Here is a 20,561-nt window from a genome sequence, read left to right as displayed (position 1 = left end):
GCGATCGCCGGGCTCGTTGAGGGAGCGTCCGGCGGTCGATTTGCCGATGGCGCCAGCTCCTTGAAACCTTCATCAGTAAAGTGAAACGGCCTGAAGGCCGCATGGCGACAGCCCGAGGGCCTCGTCTGAAGAGATCGAGAAACAGACATGACTATTGTACAGACAATCGGCGAAGCCGGTAAAAAGCAGTCCGGCATGCCGGACGCGTCCCGGAAATATCACCCCTATCCAGCAGTGGGCCTCGACGACAGGACCTGGCCTTCCAAGCGCATCGAGAGCCCGCCGGTGTGGTGTTCGGTGGACCTGCGAGACGGCAATCAGTCACTCGTCAATCCCATGGGGCACGACCGCAAGTCGCGAATGTTCAGGTTGCTGCTGGACATGGGTTTCAAGGAAATCGAGATCGGCTTTCCTTCCGCTTCGCAAACCGATTTCGACTTCGCGCGCTGGTGCGTGGAACAGGGCGGAGTGCCTGAAGACGTCTCCCTGCAGGTGCTGGTCCAGTGCCGTCCCGAACTGATTACCCGGACTTTCGAGTCGCTGGAAGGCGCGCATCGGCCGATCGTGCACTTCTACAATTCGACCAGCGAACTGCAGCGTCGCGTGGTCTTCGCCAAGGACGTTGCGGGCATCAAGGAGATCGCCGTCGACGCCGCGAAGATGATCACCGACATGGCGCAAAAGGCTGGAGGCGGCTACCGATTCCAGTATTCCCCGGAAAGCTTTACGGGCACCGAGCTGGAGGTCGCGCTGGAAATCTGCAATGCGGTGATCGAGGTCGTTCAGCCGACGCCGGATGACAAGCTCATCATCAATCTGCCTTCGACCGTCGAGATGTCGACGCCGAACATCTACGCTGACCAGATCGAATGGATGTGCCGTCAGCTCGATCGTCGCGACAGCCTGATCGTGTCGCTCCACCCGCACAATGACCGCGGGACCGGAATTGCGGCCACGGAGCTGGGCCTGATGGCCGGCGCCGACCGGGTCGAGGGAACGCTGTTCGGCAATGGCGAGCGCACCGGCAATGTCGATATCGTCACACTGGCGCTGAACATGTACACCCAGGGCGTCGATCCGAAACTCGACTGTTCGCGGATCGAGCACATGAAGAGCGTCTACGAATACGCCAATCAGATGAAGATCCCGGAACGCCACCCTTATGTTGGCGAACTGGTCTACACGGCCTTTTCCGGATCACACCAGGACGCGATCAACAAAGGCATGAAGGCGATCCGCTCCTCCAACAAGGAACTCTGGGAAGTGCCGTACCTGCCGATCGATCCGCAGGACGTGGGCCGCACCTATGAAGCGATCATCCGTATCAATTCGCAGTCCGGCAAGGGCGGCATCGCCTATGTGCTGCACGAGGATTACGGGCTAAACCTGCCGCGCGGGCTGCAGGTCGAGTTCCAGTCGGAAATCCAGCGCATCACCGATGAGGCGGGCGAAGAGCTCCCCTCGCGGATGATCTACGACCGGTTCATGGATATTTATGTCGATCAGCCGGAAGGACGGCTCAAATATGTCGACCACCACACCTACGCGTCCACTGAGACGAAAGGCGTTCGCGAGGTCGAGGCGGTTGTTACCGACAAGGGCGAAACCATGAAGATCACCGGGACCGGCAACGGTCCGATCGACGGTTTCGTCAACGCCCTGTCGCGCCACATCGGGATCGAACTGACCGTTGCGGACTATTCGGAACACTCTCTCCAGCACGGCGCCAACGCATCGGCGATCTGCTACATGGAAATGGAGCATCCGGGCGGCAAGATATTCGGGGTCGGCGTCAGCACGAACATCGTTGCGGCTTCGCTTGAGGCAGTCGTCTCTGCGGCGAACCGCCTCATCGCGTCCAAGTAGCCGCTGACGATGCCGGTTACTGACGATCACACAATGACGGCGGACGGTCTCTACGCTCTCCAGAAGGGCGAAGGGGACCGACCGCCGCTTGTCTTTCTGCATGGCTTCGCCGCTGGCTCTTTCGTCTGGTCGCACCTGCAGGACGCCTTGTCGGTCGACCGGCGAACGCTCGCCTTCGACCTGCCCGGACATGGCGGTTCTGCGTCGTCCTCCGGCGTGGGCGGCGGCGGCCGCATGGCGAAGGCGCTGATCGCCGACCTCGACCGGCGCGGCGTCGTACGGGCGCACCTTGTCGGCCATTCAATGGGTGGAGCCGTGGCGGCGCTTGTCGCGGCCCGGCAGCCGCAACGCGTTGCGTCTCTGACCCTGCTCGCGCCAGGCGGTTTCGGCGCGGAAATCAATCACCGGCTTCTCAGACGCTATGCGCTCGCCGACAATGGACAGGACTTCATCGCCTGTCTCGAGGAGATGTTCGGCTGGAACGCGACGATCCCTCAGAAATTTGTTTTGCGCCTGACCGACTTGCGCAAAGCCGACGGGGCCGCCGACAGAATGAAACAGATCATGCAGAGCATCTTTGTCGAGGATGATGCGGGCGTATCCCAGGGCGTTATACGTCGCGAGCTGCTCGCGGCACTCGACATGCCGGTCAAGGTGCTTTGGGGAACGCAGGACCGGGTTTTGCCGACGCGCCAGTCTCATCGCCTGCCGGCGCTTTTCGCCGCCCATGTCTTCGAGAACACGGGTCACATGTTGATCGAGGAGCGGCCTTACGAGGTCGAGACCCTCATACGCCAAAATATAGCTTCTGTGGGCGATTGAAATGTCGGCTTGCTCGCGTCGAGGCGAAGTCCCATGTTATGGGTAACTGTAAATTAACCATATCAGCAGGTTATTCGGCTCATGAGCAACGATCCCGCTCCCCAGAACAAGAGACATCTGTCCGACGCCGTGCGCGAGGTCAAGATCGCCGCCGCCGAGAGGCAGGATGTCATCGTCGACATGAAGGAGGCGGATCGCGCCCGTCTCGAACTGCTCTATAACGAACTTCAACCGGTTTTTGACGAGGTGTCGGAAGACGACGACCAGTTCGACTTCGCATTGTCGTCAGGCGCGCAGCCGCGTCTTTGGGTCGACGCCGTCTCCCATGTCCACATGGGACATGACCGTCGCACCTTTCGCTTCGTGCTCGACAGGCGCTACGGGCGCAGTGTGCTTGCCGAGTCCGACGATTTGATGAAGATGGCCGATCAGGTCACCATCTACATTGCCGAGCGGACCGTCGAGCGCCAGCGCTTTTTGGCGGGGGACGGTTTCAGAAACGCCAGACCGGCCGCTTCCGAACCGGTTCAGCGGCCGCAACCAGCCCCGGCGCAGGCGGCCGAAATCGAAGCAGCGCCTCAGCCAGCGGCGAAAAAGGACCACGCCAACGGATCCGGCTTTGCGACCGGTCTCATCTGGTTCATCATCGGAAGTCTGGTGACGCTGTTCGCGATGGGGGCAATTTTCTGGGGCGAAATCAGCCCGTCCATAGCAGGTCTTTAAGACGCCTAGACTTTCAAGTGCAGATCAATCGCGTCTGAAAGCACGATCTCCTCGCCCGATCGGTCGAGCCTGTGACGCGCCACATTGCAACGCCAGTCGCCATTCGCGCCCTCGATCGATATCAGGTTGTAGCCGGCGGCAGGCCGGCGGCCGGATGGGCCTTCACTGGCCGACGGCACACCCAGCACGGGAACTGTTTTCGCCTTGCCCATGATCCGGTGCAGCGTGTCGAGGTGGGTGTGGCCGTGCAGGACGAGTTCGGCGCCTTCCTCGGCGACGACTTTCTGGAACCTGCCGATGCCCTGCATGCGTTTATGCCAGGCGGCGGCGTTGTTGACCGGCGGGTGGTGGATAAGGATGATGCGGAACAGACCTTCCTCTCCCGCCTGCTTCAAAAGCGCCTGCAAGCGCCGCGCCTCGGTCTCGTCAAAAATGCCCGTCGCCATGAAGGGCAGGGAGGCGTTGGCGGTCGACACGCCGATCAGCGCAACCGGCCCGCGACGGCGCAGATAGGGAAACGACTTCACTGTCAGCGGCCTTTCCCTCACGTCGTCGCCGGCCATGTAATGCGCCCATGCGGCGCATATTTTCCGGAAGGCGCCGGGCACATAGGCGTCGTGATTTCCAGGCACTACCGACGTGGTTTCGGGGTCGCCGGCGGCTTGCAGCCACGCCGTCGCCGTCTCGATTTCGATATCGGTCGACAGGTTGACCAGATCTCCGGTGATGGCCAGGTGATCCGGCGCCTGGGCGAAGATGTCCTCCATCAGGATGGTCAACGCGTCGGTGGCGTGATGCTTGCGGCGATTGCGATGCCAGTTGACGTAGCCGGTGATCCGCTTGGACGCCAATTGTCGTAGTGTTACTTTCGGGAGCGGTCCAAGATGGACGTCGGAGATATGAGCAAGGCGAAACATGTAATGACCTTAAAGCGAGATGAGTTGAAATGCTCGTCAGATTTTTGCATCTGATCCATATCCTTAAACGTCCGATGACGCTTGGAGTTCGCGCAGCGGCTTTCGACGCCGCTGGTCGGGTTTTCCTAGTCAGGCATACCTATATCGGCGGCTGGTATCTACCGGGCGGCGGCGTAGACGCCGGGGAAAGCGCTTACGAGGCGCTGGAGCGCGAGCTGGCGGAAGAAGGAAACCTTGCAATCGGCGCCGCCGCCGAGCTGTTCGGTTTCTATTTCAATCGAAACGCCAGCCGGCGCGATCATGTCGCGCTTTTCGTGTGCCGGAACGTCTCGCAGACGGCGCCGTTAAAGGGCAATGCCGAGATCGCCGAAGCCGGCTTTTTTAAAACCGACGCGTTGCCGGACAACACCACGGAAGCGACCCGGCGCAGGCTTGCTGAAGTGCTCGAAGGTCAATCCGTTTCTCGCACCTGGTAACGATCAAAGCCTTCCGCGATCGTGGGGCGCGTCGTAGTTGAGGTCAGGACCCTTCGGCACGACGCCGGTCGGATTGATGCTTTCGTGACTGCCGTAGTAGTGCTTCTTGATGTGGGTGAGGTTTACGGTCTGGGCGACGCCGGGCATCTGGTAGAGTTCGCGCATATAGCCCGAAAGCGCCGGATAGTCGTCGATGCGCTTCCGGTTGCACTTGAAGTGACCGACATAGACCGGGTCGAAACGAACGAGCGTCGTGAAGAGCCGCCAGTCGGCCTCGGTCAGCGTTTCTCCGAGAAGATAGCGGTTGGTCGCCAGACGCTCCTCGAGTGTATCGAGTTCCGCGAAAAGGGCGTCGAAGGCTTCTTCGTAAGCCTCCTGGCTGGTGGCGAAGCCGCACTTGTAGACGCCATTGTTGACGTTGTCGTAGATCGGCTGGTTGATTGCGTCGATGTCCGCTCTCAGCGCCTCCGGATAGAAATCGAGATCGCTGTCGACGCCTTCGATTTCATTGAAGGCGCTGTTGAACATGCGGATGATCTCCGAGGATTCGTTGGAGACGACCGTTCCTTTCTCCTTGTCCCACAGCACCGGGACGGTCACCCGGCCGGTGTAGTGCGGATCGGCCTTTACATAGACCTGCCAGAGCTTCTCCAGCCCATGGATGTGATCCTCTGTCCCGCCCTCCCTGCCGCGGAATTCCCAGCCGTTCTTTCCCATGTGATAGTCGACGACGGAAAGGCCGATCGCCTCTTCGAGGCCCTTCAGGAGTCGGAATATCAGCGTTCGATGGGCCCAGGGGCAGGCGTATGAGACATAGAGGTGGTAGCGGCCGGCCTCGGCTGAAAAGCCGCCTTCGCCGCTTGGTCCGGGGCTTCCGTCCGCGGTCACCCAGTTGCGAAAGCTCGAATCAGATCGCTTGAAACGACCGCCTGTTTCGCTCGTATTGTACCAGACGTCTTTCCACTCGCCGTCGACCAGTTTACCCATGTCAAAACTCCTTTTCCACACTCACATAGGGTCCTAACGCCGGAAGACGAAGACCGTTCGGTTGAACAGTCTGTTCTTATGGTCTTAGACGTTCACAAGGCGTTGACGCCTGCCTTTTAAGGATATTTCGATACAGGCATTGGAGAACATATATGGCCAACAACTTATTTCGCATCCGGGAACGAACGGTTCTGTCCGACGACTGGGGCAATCTTGCGCGTTACGATTTCGAGCTGAAGACCCGCTCCGGCGCGTGGCAGGCCCAGCGGCGGGAAGCCTATGATCGGGGCAACGGCGTGGCCTGCCTTCTTCATGATCCCGAAGGCGGCACCGTGCTTCTCATCCGGCAGTTTCGGCTGCCGGCCGCCGTCAACGGCCATGACGGAATGATGATCGAGGTTCCGGCAGGCATGCTGGACGGGGCCGATCCCAAGCAGCGAATGCGCGAGGAACTTGAGGAGGAAACCGGCTATCGCGTGTCCGAACTCGACCATCTGTATGACGTCTATATGAGCCCCGGATCGGTGACGGAGTATCTGTCCTTTTACCAGGGAACCTACGACCGTTCGGACCGCGCCGCGGAGGGCGGCGGCAACGTGGAGGAAGGCGAGGATATCGAGGTGTTGCACGTTCTGCTTGAAGACGCGCTCGCGATGATTCGGACCGGAGAAATCTGCGACGCCAAGACGATCATGCTGATTCAGCACCTGGCTCTGGAGCGGCGCTGAGCACGGTGGGCGCCGGAAACGGATAATTGCTTGCACAGCCGGATATCTTTGTGCTATCCGCCCCGGACTTGCGAAAGGAAGCGAGATGCACAACCCGGGACAATTGCGACGACGCTGATAACGTGCTGCCGACAGGCAGACGGCCGTCCATTGTCTTTTCATTTCAATAATCCGGGTTCGCCATGTCCGCTCTCAATCCTGTCTATCTGACCGAAGACCCCACCCACGACGACGTCATCAATTTCATCAATGAAGAGGCGTTCGGGCCGGGCCGTTTGACGCGCGCGGCGGAGCGTGTTCGCGAGCAGGGGCCGCATGACAGATCGTTGTCTTTCGTCGCCACTGTGGACGGTGAGGTCATCGCTTCGGTTCGCCTGACGCCGGTCATGGCGGGAGAGGCCCTGGGCCATATGCTCGGACCACTGGCCGTGCGTCCGTCGCACAAGAACCTCGGCATCGGCCGCGAACTGGTGCGGATTTCGGTGCTCGCCGCCAAGGCCAAGGGGAGCGAGGCTGTGATCCTTGTCGGCGACCCTCCCTACTACGGCCCGCTCGGGTTCACACCGGTGACTGCGCGGCTGGATTTTCCAGGCCCCGTGGATCGGTCGCGCATACTCGTGGCGACGGATCACTTGGACATCCAGGAGCGGTTAAACGGACCGATCCGGTGGCGCGAAGATCCCGTCGCCGAGGCTTTCGAACTCATGGTGCAGGAAATCGCCTGAGAGGCGCATAGCTGATCTGCGATTAATTTTTTAATTAAAAACAATAAGTTATGACGATTTTGCCAGCCTTCTTCCTGGATTAGCGACGGGTTCGGTCAATTCTGGCTTTGTTTCGGGAATCTGCCGATCGGCCCTTTCAGGGTAAACTGGGTTTGTTTCGGGAATCCGCATTTTCCGCCCCTTACAGCGCCATCCAACACCCAGGAAACAGCGTTCAACAGGACGACAGTATAGCACAAATGGCCGGAATTTGCAGTCGGAAAGTTCCAGCTTTGTTCTCTGTTCGTCAGCGACGAAGTTTTTTGAGCGAGGTCAGCGGCCTTCGCGGTACCACGTGCCGGCGAGCGCGAAAAGCAGCAGGGCGAGACCGAGGAAGCCGCCGAAGAGCGGGATCCTGTTAATGCCCCTGAGCTCGGATTCTCCGGTCAGGTTCAGCATCATGCGATCCGAGGAGCCGCGCTGCAGGCCCTTGACCGGCACGATCGGCGGCAATTGCACGGCGCCGCCATTGTCCGAAACCCGCGCAACCATGCCTCCGGTCGCATCGGCAATCGGTTTCAGGACTTCCGTGGTCGACACGGTTGCGGAAAATTCCGGCGCATTGGTCGCCCCGACATGAACGAGCGTCGACATGTCCCCGTTGGATATTTCGAACAGGCCGCTTTCGGCAACAGGCGCGTCAGCGGTGAAGCGTCCGTCTTCTCCGCCTGACAGGTTGATCGAAACCGTCTCGCCGGACGGCGACGTGAGCACGGCTTCCGGCACGGCGTCCGCCATGGTCTGGCGATCAATGGTGATGACATTGCCGTTGGCCGTGGCCGTCAGCGCTTCTTCTTCGAGCGCCGGCTCCTTCATGAGCCAGTGGGCGATGCGCCGGTAGAGCGGAACATGCGGACCGCCGCCCTCGAAGCCGCGCGCCCAGAGCCAGCCGTGATCCGACATCAGCATGGCGACGCGTCCATCGCCGACGCGTTCGAGCACCAGGAGCGGCATGCCGTCGGGTCCCTCCAGCACCGTGTCGTCAACCGGCGCTTCGGATTCGACAGCCCGGAACCAGCGGCCCCATTGCGGCGGCTCCTGGCCGGAGCCCGGCAGATCGCGGGTGACGGGATGCCTCGCGCCGACATCGGTCGGGCGCGGATAGAAGCCGACTTCGCTGACGCGGCCGGTGGGCGCCGCCGGCAAAACCGGCGCGAGCGGCGTGCTCGCGATGGAATCCTGCCCGGCATGTTCCGGACCTGCGGCGATCAGCAGCGCGCCGCCGTCCTCCACATACTGGGCGATGTAATCGTAGTAGAGCACCGGCAAAACGCCGCGGCGCTGATAGCGGTCGAATACGATCAGGTCGAATTCGTTGATTTTCTCGACGAAGAGCTCGCGGGTTGGAAAAGCGATCAGCGACAATTCGTCGATGGGCGTGCCGTCCTGTTTTTCAGGCGGGCGCAGGATGGTGAAATGAACCAGGTCGACCGATGTGTCGGATTTGAGGAGATTGCGCCAGGCGCGCTCGCCGCTGTGCGGTTCGCCCGAAACCAGGAGCACGCGCAGGTTTTCGCGAATCCCGTCGAGGATGGTGACGGCCTTGTTGTTGGCGAGCGTCACTTCGCCGGGAACCGGCTCCACCGACAGCTCGATGATGTTGTCGCCGGCGTGTTCAATGTCGATGGTCAGCGGCATTTCCTGACCGATCGGCGCAAGTTCGCGGCTGTAGACCTCGCCATTGATCCTGACGGTTACTTCCGTAACGTCGCCGCCGGAGCGCCCGTCATCAACGATGCGATAGACGATTTCCTGGGTCTCGCCGACAATGCCGAAACGCGGCGCATTGACAAACTGGACACGGCGATCGATCTCGTCCGCGCTGCCGGTCACGAGCCCGTGCACCGGCGCGTTGAAGCCAAGCTGCGCGGCCTGTTCGGGCACGTCGTGAATCTGTCCGTCGGTGATCATCACCGCGCCTGCGATCCGCGCTGTCGGCACGTCCCTGAGCGTCGTCGAGAGCGTGGAAAAAAGCCGTGTCGAGGGAGAATTGTCCGCCGCGTCATGGGTGGTTTCCGCAACCCGGACATCCAGTCCGCGGAAGCGCGACAACTGCTCTTCAAGACGCGCGAGCGTCTCGTCCGTCGCTTCCGCGCGCTCCGGGGACGCCTGACTCTGGCTGCGGTCGACGATCACTGCGACCACGCTGTCAAGCGGTTCGCGCTCCTGCTGCATATAGACCGGATTGGCGAGCGCGAGGCACAGGGCGGCAAGCGCAAGCACCCTGATCCATGCGCCGCGCACCCTCTGCCACAGTCCAAGCGCCATCAGCAGCGCGCCTAGAGCGGCCACGACATAGATGTAGACGGGTGGAATGAGCGGTGAAAAATGGATCATTGGCCAAGACGCTCCAGCAACGCCGGAATGTGAACCTGGTCGGATTTGTAGTTGCCGGTCAGCATGTACATCATGATGTTGACGCCGCCGCGATAGGCGTATTCCCGTTGCAGGGGATCCGGCGGCACCGTCGGATAGACGGGAATATTGTTGCGGTCGATCGCCCAGGCGCCGGCGAGGTCGTTGCCGGTGATGATGATCGAGGAGACGCCGTCGCCGCTGCGCGCCGGACGATCACTCTCTTCACCGGCGTCATAACTCGTCTCCACCCAAAGCGGACTGCCGCGATAGCGTCCGGGAAACTCGTTGAGGATATAGAACGCCTTTGTCAGCACGTGATCCTCGGGCACCGGTTCGAGAGCGGGAATGTCGAGATCGGCCAGGATATTGCGCAACCGCGCCGTCTCCGGCGTGATCGCCGCCTCGTCGAGCCCGGCGAGCGCGTCGCGCGTGTCGAACAGAACGGTGCCGCCATTTTTCATGAAGGCGTCGATCCGGCTGATCGCCTCAGGCGAGGGCGGCTCCGCATCGACGGAAATCGGCCAGTAAAGCATCGGGTAGAGGGCGAGCGGATCGGTTTCGAGATCAACGCCGATGGCTCCCCCCGGCTCCAGCGACGTGCGGAAAGAAAGAAAACGCGACAGCCCGGTCATGCCCTGCCGGCTGGTCTCGTCGACGACGGCGTCGCCGGTGATGACATAGGCGAGATGGGTGCGATCGAGAGAAGCCAGAATCTGGTCGTCATTCGGCATTTCGTCGGCCGCGAGGCCGTTTCCGCCGTAGGAAAGGACGAGCGCGACGGCGACCAGCGCCATGCCGAGCGAGGACGCGGCCGGGCGGCTGAAGTTTCGACGCGCGAAGGCGCCCGCCATTCCGAGAACCACGAGGCTGTCGACGATGAGCAGGATGACAGCCGCCGTCAGAAGCGGCGGCTTGAGATCGCGGCTTTCACCGGCGACGAAACCGGACCGCGTCGCCGTCACAACGAATTCCGGCGGGACGAACGGTTCCAGCGTGTCGTCAGGGCGCATCAGGTTGAGCGCCAGAAAGCCGCTTTCCGCGCCGTAGAGCCCTGGCGGATTGTCAAAGGAGACGACCGGCGCTTCGCCGCGGGCGATCTGCAGCGGCTGCGCGGCGCCTGTTGGCGCAACCAAGGCGCCCCTTGCGTTCAGCAACTGGTAGGGCGGCAGATTGACGCCGGTGTCCTGACTTCCCGCGACCGTGGTGGCGCGCGACAGCAGGATCGAGCGGCGAAGCATTTCGACGAATTGTCCGGAAATCGGCAGCGAGGACCATTTCGGCTCCGCCGTCACATGAAACAGCACGATGCGGCCCTGGCCGGATTCGCGACTGGTGACGAGCGGCGTGCCGTCGAGCAGGCTGGCCCAGGTGTGGGCGGCGAGGTCTGGCGACGGTTCTGCAAGAACCTGGGTGTTTACGCTCACGTCGTCTGGCCGCGACATGCCCGCAAACGGACTGTTTTCCGGAAATTCAGACAGCGGTTGCGGTTCGCTCCAGGACAGTGATCCGCCCAGCGTGCGCTCGCCCTGACGCAGCTTGACGGGAACCAGCGGATCATCGCCGATGCCGCTCGCCATGCGCGGCCCGGCGAAACGGACCAGCATGCCGCCATCCTCCACCCATTCCGAAAGTTCGGCTTCCGATTCTTCGGGAAGGGTCCCTATATCGGCCATGACGACGACGGAGGGACGCTGCTCGAGCACCTCCGAGATCGCGTCGGACAATTCATCGCTTTCCGGCGCGATGAGATCCGCGAAGGGCTGCAGGGCGCGCGTGAGATAGTAGAGCGGCGAAAGCAGCGGCTGCGTCAGATCCAGCGGTTCGGCCGACAACAGGGCGACGCGCCGCCTGCGGAAACTGTCGTCGAGCAGATAGGTCGCGCCGGCGGTGGCCGCGTTGTCGACGACGATCTGTGCGAAGTCGTTTCGCAGCTCGAAAGGCGCCGAGAGGGACGCCTGCCCCCGCTGTTCCCCCGCCGCGAATTCCAGCGTTCCAGTGGAGATTGGCCGGCCCCTGTTGTCGCGGGCCGTAATCGGCAGGGTTTGCGCAGCGCTGTCGTTGACCCTGACCGCCGACAGATTGAAACCGTCGGCGCTGTTTTCGGCGGAGGTGATCGCGACGGTGCTTTCGCCGTCGGTTTCGAAAATCAGCGCCTGGGCGGTCTCGAGTTCGGCCAGCATGTCCCAGGCTTGCTCGGCGCCGGGTTCGGCGATGCCGTCGGACAACACTGCGATTGTGCCGAGCGGCGTGGTGTGCAGAGCCGCAGTCAGGCTTTCGATCGCCGACAGATCATCGGCAGTCAGCGGACGCGGTTCCGCGGCAAGCAGCCGCTCGCGCGCTCGCGCGGCGATATCCGGCGTCGCGTCGTTGGTCCGGTCCGCCGTGAAGACGATGGAGACCGGCACGTTCTGGCTTTCCGCGTCGGAAATCAGGCGCTCGGCGGTCGCCACCCGTTCGTCCCAGTCGCTGACGGTCGCCCAGCTGTTGTCCATGATGATGGCCAGCGGGCCTTCGTCGCTGACTGTGGTTTCCTGCGGATTGAGGATTGGATCGGCCAGCGCGACGATCACGAGCGCCGCCATGAGGAGTCGCAGCGCCGTCAACCACCAGGGGCTCTTGGACGGCGTCTCCTCCTTTTTCAGAATGCGCGCGAGGATGCGAAACGGCGGAAAGGGTTCGGTCTTGGGGCGCGGCGGGGTCAGTCTCAGCAGCCACCAGATGACAGGCAAGGCCAACAGGCCGAACAGGACGGCGGGAGCTCCGAATGCGATGGGGAGGAAACTCAAGCCGCCGTACCTCTCAAACCGTCTCCGACCACGCCGGACAGATGGGTGTGCAGCGCAACGAGCGCCGACGACGCAGGCTGATCGGTGTGGTGGGTGATGAAGTTCCAGCCAAGCCGCCGCAGATTCTCGGCGATGTTGCTCCGGCGCGACAGAAACGCCCGCTGATAGTCGTCATGCAGCGTCTCGGCCTTTCCGGCGGTCAGTTTCTCGCCGGTTTCAGGATCGATGAACTCGGTGCGGCCATTGTAGGGAAACACTTCTTCCGCGGGATCGCAGATTTCCAGAACGTGGCCGCGCACGCCGCGCCGCGCGATTGGCGCGAGCCGCTCGAGCACGGTTTCGGCGGGGTCCAGGAAATCGGATATCAACACGACGTCGCTATGGCGGCCGATGCGGTCGAGCCGAGGCCAGTCGCTTTCTTCCTTTTGCAGCATGAGGGCTGTGGCGAGCCGCTCCGAGGCGTTGCGCGCGGCGATCGGATCCATGACGCCGGGCGAGGCGATGCGTTCGCCGGAACGCGCGAGCACTTCCGCGAGCGCGAGCAGAATGACGACGGCGCGGCTCTGCTTCGAGACCTGTGCGAGGCTGGACTGATACAGCATTGACGGGGAGGCGTCGGCCCAGAGCCAGATCGTATGAGCGGCTTCCCATTCGCGGTCGCGCACATAGACGCTGTCGTCGCGCGCCGATCGGCGCCAGTCGATCCTGGCGAGCGTCTCGCCTTCCACATAGGGACGGAACTGCCAGAAATTCTCGCCAACCCCGCGCTTGCGGCGGCCATGCCAGCCGGTGATCACCGTATTGGCGACACGCTGCGCCTCGACCAGCAGGTCGGGCACCAGGGCGGCGCGCTGTCGCGCGCGAACCAGCGCGTCGCTGACGGCTACCGGTTGCGTGGTCTGTCCGACGGGCGCCATTATTCCCCGCTTGCGGTCTTGACCAGATTGGCGATCACGTCGCGAATGTGCACGCCCTCGGCGCGCGCAGCGAATGTCAGCGCCATACGATGCTGCAGGATCGGCAGCGCCAGCGCGTAGACGTCGTCGACCGACGGCGCCAATCGGCCGTCATAGAGCGCGCGGGCTCTCACGCACAGCATCAACGACTGGCCGGCGCGCGGCCCGGGTCCCCAGGCGACATGCCGGTCGGTGTCGGCGTTGCCGTTGCCGGGTCGGGCCAGGCGCACGAGCGCCAGGATGGCGTCGACGACCTGTTCGCTGACGGGCATGCGGCGCACGAGCGCCTGGATTTCCTGAATGCGCGAACCGGTAAGAACCGCCTTTGCCGGCTTTTCCTCGACCCCGGTGGTTTCCAGGAGAATCCGGCGCTCTGCGTCTTCTTCCGGATAGTTGACATCGACCTGCATCAGGAAGCGGTCGAGCTGGGCTTCCGGCAGCGGATAGGTGCCTTCCTGCTCCAGCGGGTTTTGGGTCGCGAGCACGTGGAAAGGCTGCGGCAGGTCGTGATGGGTTCCGGCGACGGTGACGTGGTATTCCTGCATCGCCTGCAGCAGGGCGGACTGGGTGCGCGGCGAGGCGCGGTTGATCTCGTCGGCCATCAGCAGCTGGGTGAAGACCGGTCCGGCGATGAACCGGAAGGACCGCTTGCCTGCGTCGTCCTGGTCCATGACCTCGGAGCCGAGAATGTCGGACGGCATCAGGTCCGGCGTGAACTGGATGCGGTTGTCGTCGAGACCCAGAACCGTGCCGAGCGTGGAGACGAGCTTGGTCTTGGCAAGGCCGGGCACCCCGACGAGCAGGGCGTGTCCGCCGGACAATACGGTTAGCAGCGTGTGCTCAACGACGGTCTGCTGACCGAAAATGACGTTGCCGACTTCCTTGCGGATCGCGCTGATGTCCTCGAGAGCCGTTTCCGCTACGGCCAGTATCTCCTTCTCATCCATCGTCTGGGTGGAATTTTCGACAAGGCCCATAAAACAGTCTCCGTATTGTCTTGATCGAGAACGTCTACACTTGCATTCACCAACCGTTAAATGGCGTAATTATGATCACCATCAATGGGGATTCGCATTGTCGCAACGGGTTTTCTGCATTCTGCTATGAATGACACGAAGCTGGAACTGCACTAAGTGACAAAGTTGTGAATGAAGGAGTAACGATTCCGCTATGGCAGAAGGCAAGTTGACGGAGACATCCGACGCAGCCGGACTGGAGGCGCTGATCTCCCGCGCGGCCGCCTCGACCCGCGGGTTGCCGCCCGTTGGAAAATGGAATCCGGAGTTCTGTGGGGATCTCGACATGGAGATCCGCGCCGACGGAACGTGGTTTTATATGGGAACGCCGATCGGACGGCAGCCGCTGGTGCGGCTTTTCTCGACCGTGCTGCGCAAGGACGCGGACGGCAAGACCTATCTCGTGACGCCGGTGGAAAAGGTCGGAATTCGCGTGGAGGACGCGCCGTTTGTCGGCGTGGAAATGAGCGTGACACAGCGGGGCGACCAGCAGATCCTGACGTTCAGAACCAATGTCGGCGACGTGGTGGAGGCCGGTCCGGACCATGCCTTGCGCTTTGAAATCGCTGGCGAAAACGACGAACTCAAGCCTTATCTTCATGTTCGCGGCCGGCTGGAGGCCCTGATCAGCCGCCCGGTGATGTACGACCTCGTGGCGCTTGGCGAGCCTGTCGAGATCGACGGGCGGGAGATGTTCGCCGTGCGCTCTGGAGAAAGCGTATTTCCGATGATGGAAATGCGGGAACTCGAGGCTCTCAGCCGATGAAGCTCGACGCCGATCAGCGATTCAGCGCGCGAGCGTTGCGAGACACGATAACCGCGCGGCCGGCGGTCGACGACGACGCGCTTTTCGGCGACCATTTGCTCAATCCGGATCTGCACACCTGGGTTTTGAAGCAGAAACTGCGCGATGCGGCCGTGCTTGTGCCTTTCGTCGATTACGGAGACCACACCAGCCTGCTGTTGACGCAGCGAACGACGAAAATGCGCACCCATTCGGGTCAGATCGCCTTTCCTGGCGGCGCGATCGACCCGGAAGACGAATCACCCGAAGCCGCGGCGATGCGGGAGGCGGATGAAGAAATCGGGTTGCCGGCGGATCATATCGAACCGTTCGGCAGGCTGCCGCTCTATTGCACGGCGACCGGCTTCAGGATTTTTCCGGTGCTGGCGATTGTCGAGCCGGGTTTTTCGATCGAGCTTAACCGGCATGAAGTCGACGACGCCTTCGAGGTGCCGCTGGAATTTTTGATGGATCCTGCGAACCACAATCGCGAGAGCAGGGTGTGGCAGGGTCTCGAAAGGCATTACTACACGATGCCCTACGACCAGAGATATATCTGGGGCGTGACGGCCGGCATTATCCGCACGCTCTACGAAATCTACTTTGCGGACCGGTAGACGCCCATGACAAGCGCCGCCATCATCGCCGACGCCGAATGGTTCGGCGATGCGCCTTTGCGCAGAATTCTCGCCGTGCTGAATGAAGGCGACGCGGAAACGCGGATCGTCGGCGGCGCCGTGCGCAACACGCTGATGGGACTGGCTGTCGGCGACATCGATCTCGCGACTACGCTGTCGCCCGACGCGGTGGCGGACCGGGCGACGGTTGCCGGCTTCAAGACGATCCCGACCGGCGTCGACCACGGAACGGTGACAGTTGTTGTCGACGGCAAGCCGTTCGAGGTCACCACGCTGCGGGTGGACGTGCAGACGGACGGACGCCACGCGCAGGTGGCCTTCGGAAGCAGCTGGCGGGAGGACGCCGAGCGCAGGGATCTGACGATCAACGGTCTTTACGCCGACGCTGACGGCGCCGTCATCGATCTCGTCGGAGGGCTGGCGGATATCGAGAAGCGGCTGGTGCGCTTCATCGGCGACGCCGAGACGCGGATCAAGGAGGACTATCTGCGCATCCTGCGCTTTTTCCGGTTTTTCGCCTGGTACGGCGACGGGCGTCCCGATGCGGACGGCCTCAGGGCGTCGGCCAGGCTCAAGGACGGCCTGGCGCAGCTTTCCGCCGAGCGCGTGTGGTCAGAACTGAAGCGTCTGCTCGCCGCTCCTGATCCGTCGCGCGCGCTGCTGTGGATGCGACAGAGCGGCGTTCTGACGACCATTCTTCCGGAGACGGAAAAGTGGGGCATAGACGCGATTCACGGACTTGTGCGCGCCGAGCAGCAACTTGGCTGGAAGCCGGACGCGTTGCTGCGGCTGATGGCAATCACGCCGCCCTACGGGCCGCGCATGGCGGCGCTGGGCGAACGGCTGAAATTGTCGAATGCGGAAAAGGATCGGCTGATCGCGTGGGCCGATGCGGAACGCCTGTCGCCGACTGTCGCTGAAAGCAAGCTCAAGCGGATTTTGTATCAAACATCCCCGGGGGGCGTGATCGATGGTTTGCGGCTGCAACTCGCCGCGGCGCGCGCCGCCGCGGAGACGGACAATGACGCGCTGATGCAGGCCGCCGGATATTCCAGGCTGATCGCCTTTTGCGAGAACTGGGAACGGCCGGTCATGCCGGTGCGGGGCAAGGACCTGACTGCGCTCGGGGTGCAGGCCGGTCCCGAAATGGGGCGGATACTCAAAGCGATCGAAGAGGCGTGGATTGCCAGCGATTTCCGGCTCGATCGCGCCGCCTTGCTGGAAAAGGTTCCGGACATCCAGGCGCGGATCGGGGATTGACCGTTCACTAAGGCCAGCGAACGGCCGGCGGCATGGAAGAGAGAATCGAATCGACATTGCCGCCGGTCTTCAGGCCGAAGATCGTGCCGCGGTCGTAGAGCAGGTTGAACTCCACATAGCGCCCGCGCCGGATCAGCTGTTCGTTGCGCTCGTTCTCGTCCCAGTGATCGTTGAAATTGTTGCGAACGATCTTGGGGTAAGCGACAGCAAACGCGCGACCGACATCCTGCACGAAGGCGAAGTCGGCGTCCCATCCGCCTTCCTTTTCCTCCGACCGCAGCCAGTCGAAGAAAATACCGCCGATCCCGCGCGGCTCCTTGCGGTGCGGAAGGTAGAAATATTCGTCGCACCATTCCTTGTATTTTTCGTAATCGGCGACCTTGTGCCGGTTGCAGGTGATTTCCATCGTCCTGTGAAAAAGCCTGCTGTCGGGGTCTTCCTGCGTGCGTCGGCGATCGAGGACCGGGGTCAGGTCCGCGCCGCCGCCAAACCATTGCGTGGAGGTGATGACCATCCGCGTGTTCATATGGACGGCCGGCACGTTCGGATTGACCGGATGCGCGATCAGGGAGATTCCCGAAGCCCAGAAATTGGGATCCTTTTCGGCGCCGGGGATCTGGCTGCGGAAATCCGGCGAAAACTCGCCATGGACCGTGGACGTGTGGACGCCAACCTTTTCAAAGACGCGGCCACTCATCATCGACATGATGCCGCCGCCGCCCTTGCCTTCCTCTCTCAGCCATTTTGTCTGCACGAAGCGACCCGGCGCGTCATCCGAAAGCGGACCCGTCACCTCGTCTTCAAGCTGCTCGAATATCTCGCAGATGGCGTCGCGAAGCGTTTCGAACCATGTGCTCGCTTTGCGCATCTTGTCTTCCAGGGCGTCGGGATGGCCCACGGGAAGGTTCGGTCGTTGCATGAACTGGTGCCCCCATTTTCATCGCGACTCTTTTATATCAAGTCTGCGCACATGCCATAGAGGCTGACTGTGAAAATTGAATCAAAATGCGTATACCGCATTCAATACACTGCAAAAATCCGAAACTATACTACCGAACCCGTTGCAATTCGCTTGGCGCGGGCGATCCCGGAATTCGACACAAAGACGTTTCGTATCCGGTCGTTTTGCTTTATCCTGCGGCTTCGCGAGGTCAAGTAACATGGTCCGATTGCCTCCAGTTCCGCCCATGGACGGGTTGCGGAAACGAATCCGGAAGAGCCGCGAGAATGGCGATCGCGGAAAAGGCGATCCGTTTATTCGTGAAACATTTCGACTTCCCCGAAACCTGGCCAGGGCCAAGGCGCGCGAGTGGTTTCACGCCTGGCCGAAAGCCGCCTACTGGACGGAAGTGGAAAGCTGGCGCCAGCTTCCGGATGACGAAATCGAATTCACGATGCGAAGATTGCCGACGGCCGATTGACGCGCCTGTTATTCCTCCGCCCTTGAAATTCGGGCGTTTTTCTGCGACCTGCTAATAACCCGAAACCGAGGCGCGATCATTTTGCCTCAAACCGGTCAAGAGCGCCTCGTGTGGTTGGCGTCTGAAAAGGCCCCGTAAAGGGCGTTTGCGACGCTGGCGGGAACCGCAAATCCGCGATGCGAGCTGCATGAAAACAACCAAGGAATTACCTGCATGCCCCAGTATCGTTCCAGAACCTCCACCCACGGCCGCAACATGGCCGGCGCCCGCGGCCTTTGGCGCGCAACGGGGATGAAAGACAACGATTTCGGCAAGCCGATTATTGCGATCGCCAATTCTTTCACCCAGTTCGTGCCCGGTCATGTGCATCTGAAGGATCTTGGCCAGCTGGTGGCGCGCGAAGTGGAGCGCGCCGGCGGCGTCGCCAAGGAATTCAACACGATCGCCGTCGATGACGGCATCGCCATGGGCCATGACGGCATGCTCTATTCGCTGCCTTCGCGCGAGGTGATCGCGGACGCTGTGGAATACATGGTCAATGGACATTGCGCCGACGCGCTCGTCTGCATCTCGAATTGCGACAAGATTACGCCCGGCATGCTGAACGCCGCGATGCGCCTGAACATTCCTGTCGTATTCGTCTCAGGCGGACCGATGGAGGCCGGCAAGGTGGTGATGGAGGACGGCAAGGAAAAAGCCGTCGATCTGGTCGACGCAATGGTCGCGGCCGCCGACGACCGCGTCTCCGATTCCTTCGTCGACCAGATCGAACGGTCGGCTTGCCCGACTTGCGGATCGTGCTCCGGCATGTTCACCGCCAATTCGATGAACTGCCTGACCGAAGCGCTGGGCCTGGCGCTGCCCGGCAACGGCTCGACGCTCGCCACCCATTCCGACCGGGAAAGACTGTTTGTCGAGGCCGGCCACCTGATCGTCGATCTAGCGAAGCGCTATTACGAACAGGACGACGAGAGCGCCCTGCCGCGCAATATCGCAAGTTTCGGGGCTTTCGAGAACGCCATGACGCTGGATATCTCCATGGGCGGATCGACGAACACGGTGCTGCATCTGCTGGCGGCCTCGCACGAGGGCGAAGTCGGCTTTACGATGGACGACATCGACCGGCTGTCGCGCCAGGTGCCGGTGCTTTGCAAGGTCGCGCCCGCCGTCGAGAACATCCACATGGAGGACGTGCATCGCGCCGGCGGCATTTTCGGCATTCTCGGCGAACTCGATCGCGCCGGACTGCTCAAGTCGGACCTGCCGACCGTGCATTCGGCCAGCCTGAAGGAAGGGCTTGCCCGCTGGGACGTCGCCCAGACCAACTCCGAAAGCGTCCATCAGTTCTTCCGGGCGGCGCCCGGCGGCGTGCCGACGCAGGTCGCCTTTTCGCAGTCGAAACGCTGGGACGAACTGGATCTCGACCGGCAGAAGGGCGTCATCCGCAGCCGCGACCACGCCTACAGCCAGGATGGCGGGCTTGCGGTGCTTTACGGCAATATCGCCGAAGACGGCTGCGTGGTGAAGACGGCCGGCGTCGACGAAAGCATTCTGAAGTTCTCGGGGCCAGCGCGAATCTGCGAAAGCCAGGACAGCGCCGTCTCGGCGATCCTGACCGGCAAGATCCACGAAGGCGACGTGGTGCTGATCCGCTATGAAGGGCCGCGCGGGGGACCGGGCATGCAGGAAATGCTCTACCCGACCAGCTACCTGAAGTCGAAGGGGCTGGGCAAGGCGTGCGCGCTCGTGACCGACGGACGTTTCTCCGGCGGAACCTCCGGCCTGTCGATCGGCCACGTTTCTCCGGAAGCAGCCGAGGGCGGCGTGATCGGACTTGTCGAGGAGGGCGACACGATCGTCATCGACATTCCGAACCGGATCATCCGGGTCGACGTCTCCGACGAGGAACTCGCGAAGCGCCGCGCGGCTATGGAGGCGAAAGGCGCCGAAGCCTGGAAGCCGACGGAAAAGCGCACGCGCAAGGTCAGCAAGGCGCTGCGCGCCTATGCGGCTTTGACGACGTCAGCCTCCAAGGGCGCGGTGCGCGAAATCGACTGAA

General features: G+C 62.0%; 18 protein-coding genes. 11 read left to right on the top strand and 7 right to left on the bottom strand.

The window, feature by feature from the left end:
- Window positions 1-147 precede the first annotated feature (147 nt).
- From leuA to K1W69_RS16595, 3 genes are all read left to right on the top strand, one after another.
- Window positions 148-1,866, top strand: a complete 1,719-nt coding sequence (gene leuA / locus K1W69_RS16605) for a 2-isopropylmalate synthase (RefSeq protein ID WP_258571150.1) — start codon at window positions 148-150, stop codon at window positions 1,864-1,866.
- 33 nt (window positions 1,867-1,899) lie between these two features.
- Entirely contained in the window at window positions 1,900-2,688 is a 789-nt protein-coding gene (locus tag K1W69_RS16600) for an alpha/beta fold hydrolase (RefSeq protein ID WP_220229549.1), read from the top strand.
- An 81-nt stretch (window positions 2,689-2,769) separates the two neighbouring features.
- On the top strand, window positions 2,770-3,411 hold the full coding sequence (locus K1W69_RS16595) for a hypothetical protein (RefSeq protein WP_220229548.1): 642 nt from the start codon (window positions 2,770-2,772) through the stop codon (window positions 3,409-3,411).
- Window positions 3,412-3,416: 5 nt separating this feature from the next.
- On the opposite strand, the gene K1W69_RS16590 is transcribed toward K1W69_RS16595, so the two are convergent.
- Window positions 3,417-4,328 carry a metallophosphoesterase family protein gene (locus tag K1W69_RS16590; RefSeq protein ID WP_220229547.1) on the bottom strand — a complete coding sequence of 304 codons (912 nt, stop codon included), beginning with the start codon at window positions 4,326-4,328 and terminating at the stop codon, window positions 3,417-3,419.
- 29 nt (window positions 4,329-4,357) lie between these two features.
- On the opposite strand from K1W69_RS16590, the gene K1W69_RS16585 reads away from it, so the two are divergent.
- On the top strand, window positions 4,358-4,804 hold the full coding sequence (locus tag K1W69_RS16585; protein ID WP_220229546.1) for an NUDIX domain-containing protein: 447 nt from the start codon (window positions 4,358-4,360) through the stop codon (window positions 4,802-4,804).
- A 3-nt stretch (window positions 4,805-4,807) separates the two neighbouring features.
- On the opposite strand, the gene K1W69_RS16580 is transcribed toward K1W69_RS16585, so the two are convergent.
- Window positions 4,808-5,791 (bottom strand): glutathione S-transferase family protein, encoded by a 984-nt coding sequence (locus K1W69_RS16580; RefSeq protein WP_220229545.1) that lies wholly within the window; start codon window positions 5,789-5,791, stop codon window positions 4,808-4,810.
- Between the two features lie 152 nt (window positions 5,792-5,943).
- On the opposite strand from K1W69_RS16580, the gene K1W69_RS16575 reads away from it, so the two are divergent.
- Together K1W69_RS16575 and K1W69_RS16570 are read left to right on the top strand one after the other, a co-directional pair.
- Entirely contained in the window at window positions 5,944-6,519 is a 576-nt protein-coding gene (locus K1W69_RS16575; RefSeq protein WP_220229544.1) for an NUDIX domain-containing protein, read from the top strand.
- A gap of 182 nt (window positions 6,520-6,701) precedes the next feature.
- Window positions 6,702-7,244 (top strand): GNAT family N-acetyltransferase, encoded by a 543-nt coding sequence (locus K1W69_RS16570; protein WP_220229543.1) that lies wholly within the window; start codon window positions 6,702-6,704, stop codon window positions 7,242-7,244.
- 312 nt (window positions 7,245-7,556) lie between these two features.
- Here K1W69_RS16570 and K1W69_RS16565 read toward each other — a convergent pair whose 3' ends face one another.
- The 4 genes from K1W69_RS16565 to K1W69_RS16550 are packed head-to-tail and all read right to left on the bottom strand — an operon-like array spanning window position 7,557 to window position 14,360.
- Window positions 7,557-9,620, bottom strand: a complete 2,064-nt coding sequence (locus tag K1W69_RS16565) for a hypothetical protein (RefSeq protein ID WP_220229542.1) — start codon at window positions 9,618-9,620, stop codon at window positions 7,557-7,559.
- Window positions 9,617-12,427 carry a DUF4159 domain-containing protein gene (locus K1W69_RS16560; RefSeq protein WP_220229541.1) on the bottom strand — a complete coding sequence of 937 codons (2,811 nt, stop codon included), beginning with the start codon at window positions 12,425-12,427 and terminating at the stop codon, window positions 9,617-9,619. Before K1W69_RS16560 ends, K1W69_RS16565 begins: the two co-directional genes overlap by 4 nt.
- Window positions 12,424-13,344 carry a DUF58 domain-containing protein gene (locus tag K1W69_RS16555; RefSeq protein WP_220229540.1) on the bottom strand — a complete coding sequence of 307 codons (921 nt, stop codon included), beginning with the start codon at window positions 13,342-13,344 and terminating at the stop codon, window positions 12,424-12,426. Before K1W69_RS16555 ends, K1W69_RS16560 begins: the two co-directional genes overlap by 4 nt.
- On the bottom strand, window positions 13,344-14,360 hold the full coding sequence (locus K1W69_RS16550; RefSeq protein ID WP_220229539.1) for an AAA family ATPase: 1,017 nt from the start codon (window positions 14,358-14,360) through the stop codon (window positions 13,344-13,346). The genes K1W69_RS16555 and K1W69_RS16550 overlap by 1 nt, the downstream gene beginning before the upstream one ends.
- Window positions 14,361-14,553: 193 nt before the next feature.
- On the opposite strand from K1W69_RS16550, the gene K1W69_RS16545 reads away from it, so the two are divergent.
- From K1W69_RS16545 to K1W69_RS16535, 3 genes are read left to right on the top strand one after another with little or no spacing between them, the layout of a single operon-like run.
- Window positions 14,554-15,165, top strand: a complete 612-nt coding sequence (locus K1W69_RS16545) for a DUF1285 domain-containing protein (RefSeq protein ID WP_220229538.1) — start codon at window positions 14,554-14,556, stop codon at window positions 15,163-15,165.
- Window positions 15,162-15,800: a CoA pyrophosphatase gene (locus K1W69_RS16540; RefSeq protein WP_220229537.1), complete on the top strand. Its 639-nt coding sequence runs from the start codon at window positions 15,162-15,164 to the stop codon at window positions 15,798-15,800. The genes K1W69_RS16545 and K1W69_RS16540 overlap by 4 nt, the downstream gene beginning before the upstream one ends.
- Window positions 15,801-15,806: 6 nt before the next feature.
- Complete coding sequence (locus K1W69_RS16535) at window positions 15,807-17,081, top strand: CCA tRNA nucleotidyltransferase (RefSeq protein ID WP_220229536.1); 1,275 nt, start codon at window positions 15,807-15,809, stop codon at window positions 17,079-17,081.
- 7 nt (window positions 17,082-17,088) lie between these two features.
- Here K1W69_RS16535 and hemF read toward each other — a convergent pair whose 3' ends face one another.
- The gene (hemF, locus tag K1W69_RS16530) at window positions 17,089-18,000 is read right to left on the bottom strand and encodes an oxygen-dependent coproporphyrinogen oxidase (protein WP_220229535.1); all 912 of its coding nucleotides are present in this window, start codon (window positions 17,998-18,000) and stop codon (window positions 17,089-17,091) included.
- Between the two features lie 241 nt (window positions 18,001-18,241).
- Here hemF and K1W69_RS16525 point away from each other — a divergent pair, with 241 nt between their 5' ends.
- Complete coding sequence (locus tag K1W69_RS16525; protein ID WP_220229534.1) at window positions 18,242-18,502, top strand: hypothetical protein; 261 nt, start codon at window positions 18,242-18,244, stop codon at window positions 18,500-18,502.
- A gap of 213 nt (window positions 18,503-18,715) precedes the next feature.
- The gene (ilvD, locus tag K1W69_RS16520) at window positions 18,716-20,560 is read left to right on the top strand and encodes a dihydroxy-acid dehydratase (protein WP_220229533.1); all 1,845 of its coding nucleotides are present in this window, start codon (window positions 18,716-18,718) and stop codon (window positions 20,558-20,560) included.
- Window position 20,561 lies beyond the last annotated feature (1 nt).

Source organism: Flavimaribacter sediminis, from assembly GCF_019492055.1.
Taxonomy (GTDB): domain Bacteria; phylum Pseudomonadota; class Alphaproteobacteria; order Rhizobiales; family Rhizobiaceae; genus Flavimaribacter; species Flavimaribacter sediminis.
Note: the sequence above shows the minus strand (reverse complement) of the source record. Positions and strands in the feature narration are given on the sequence as shown.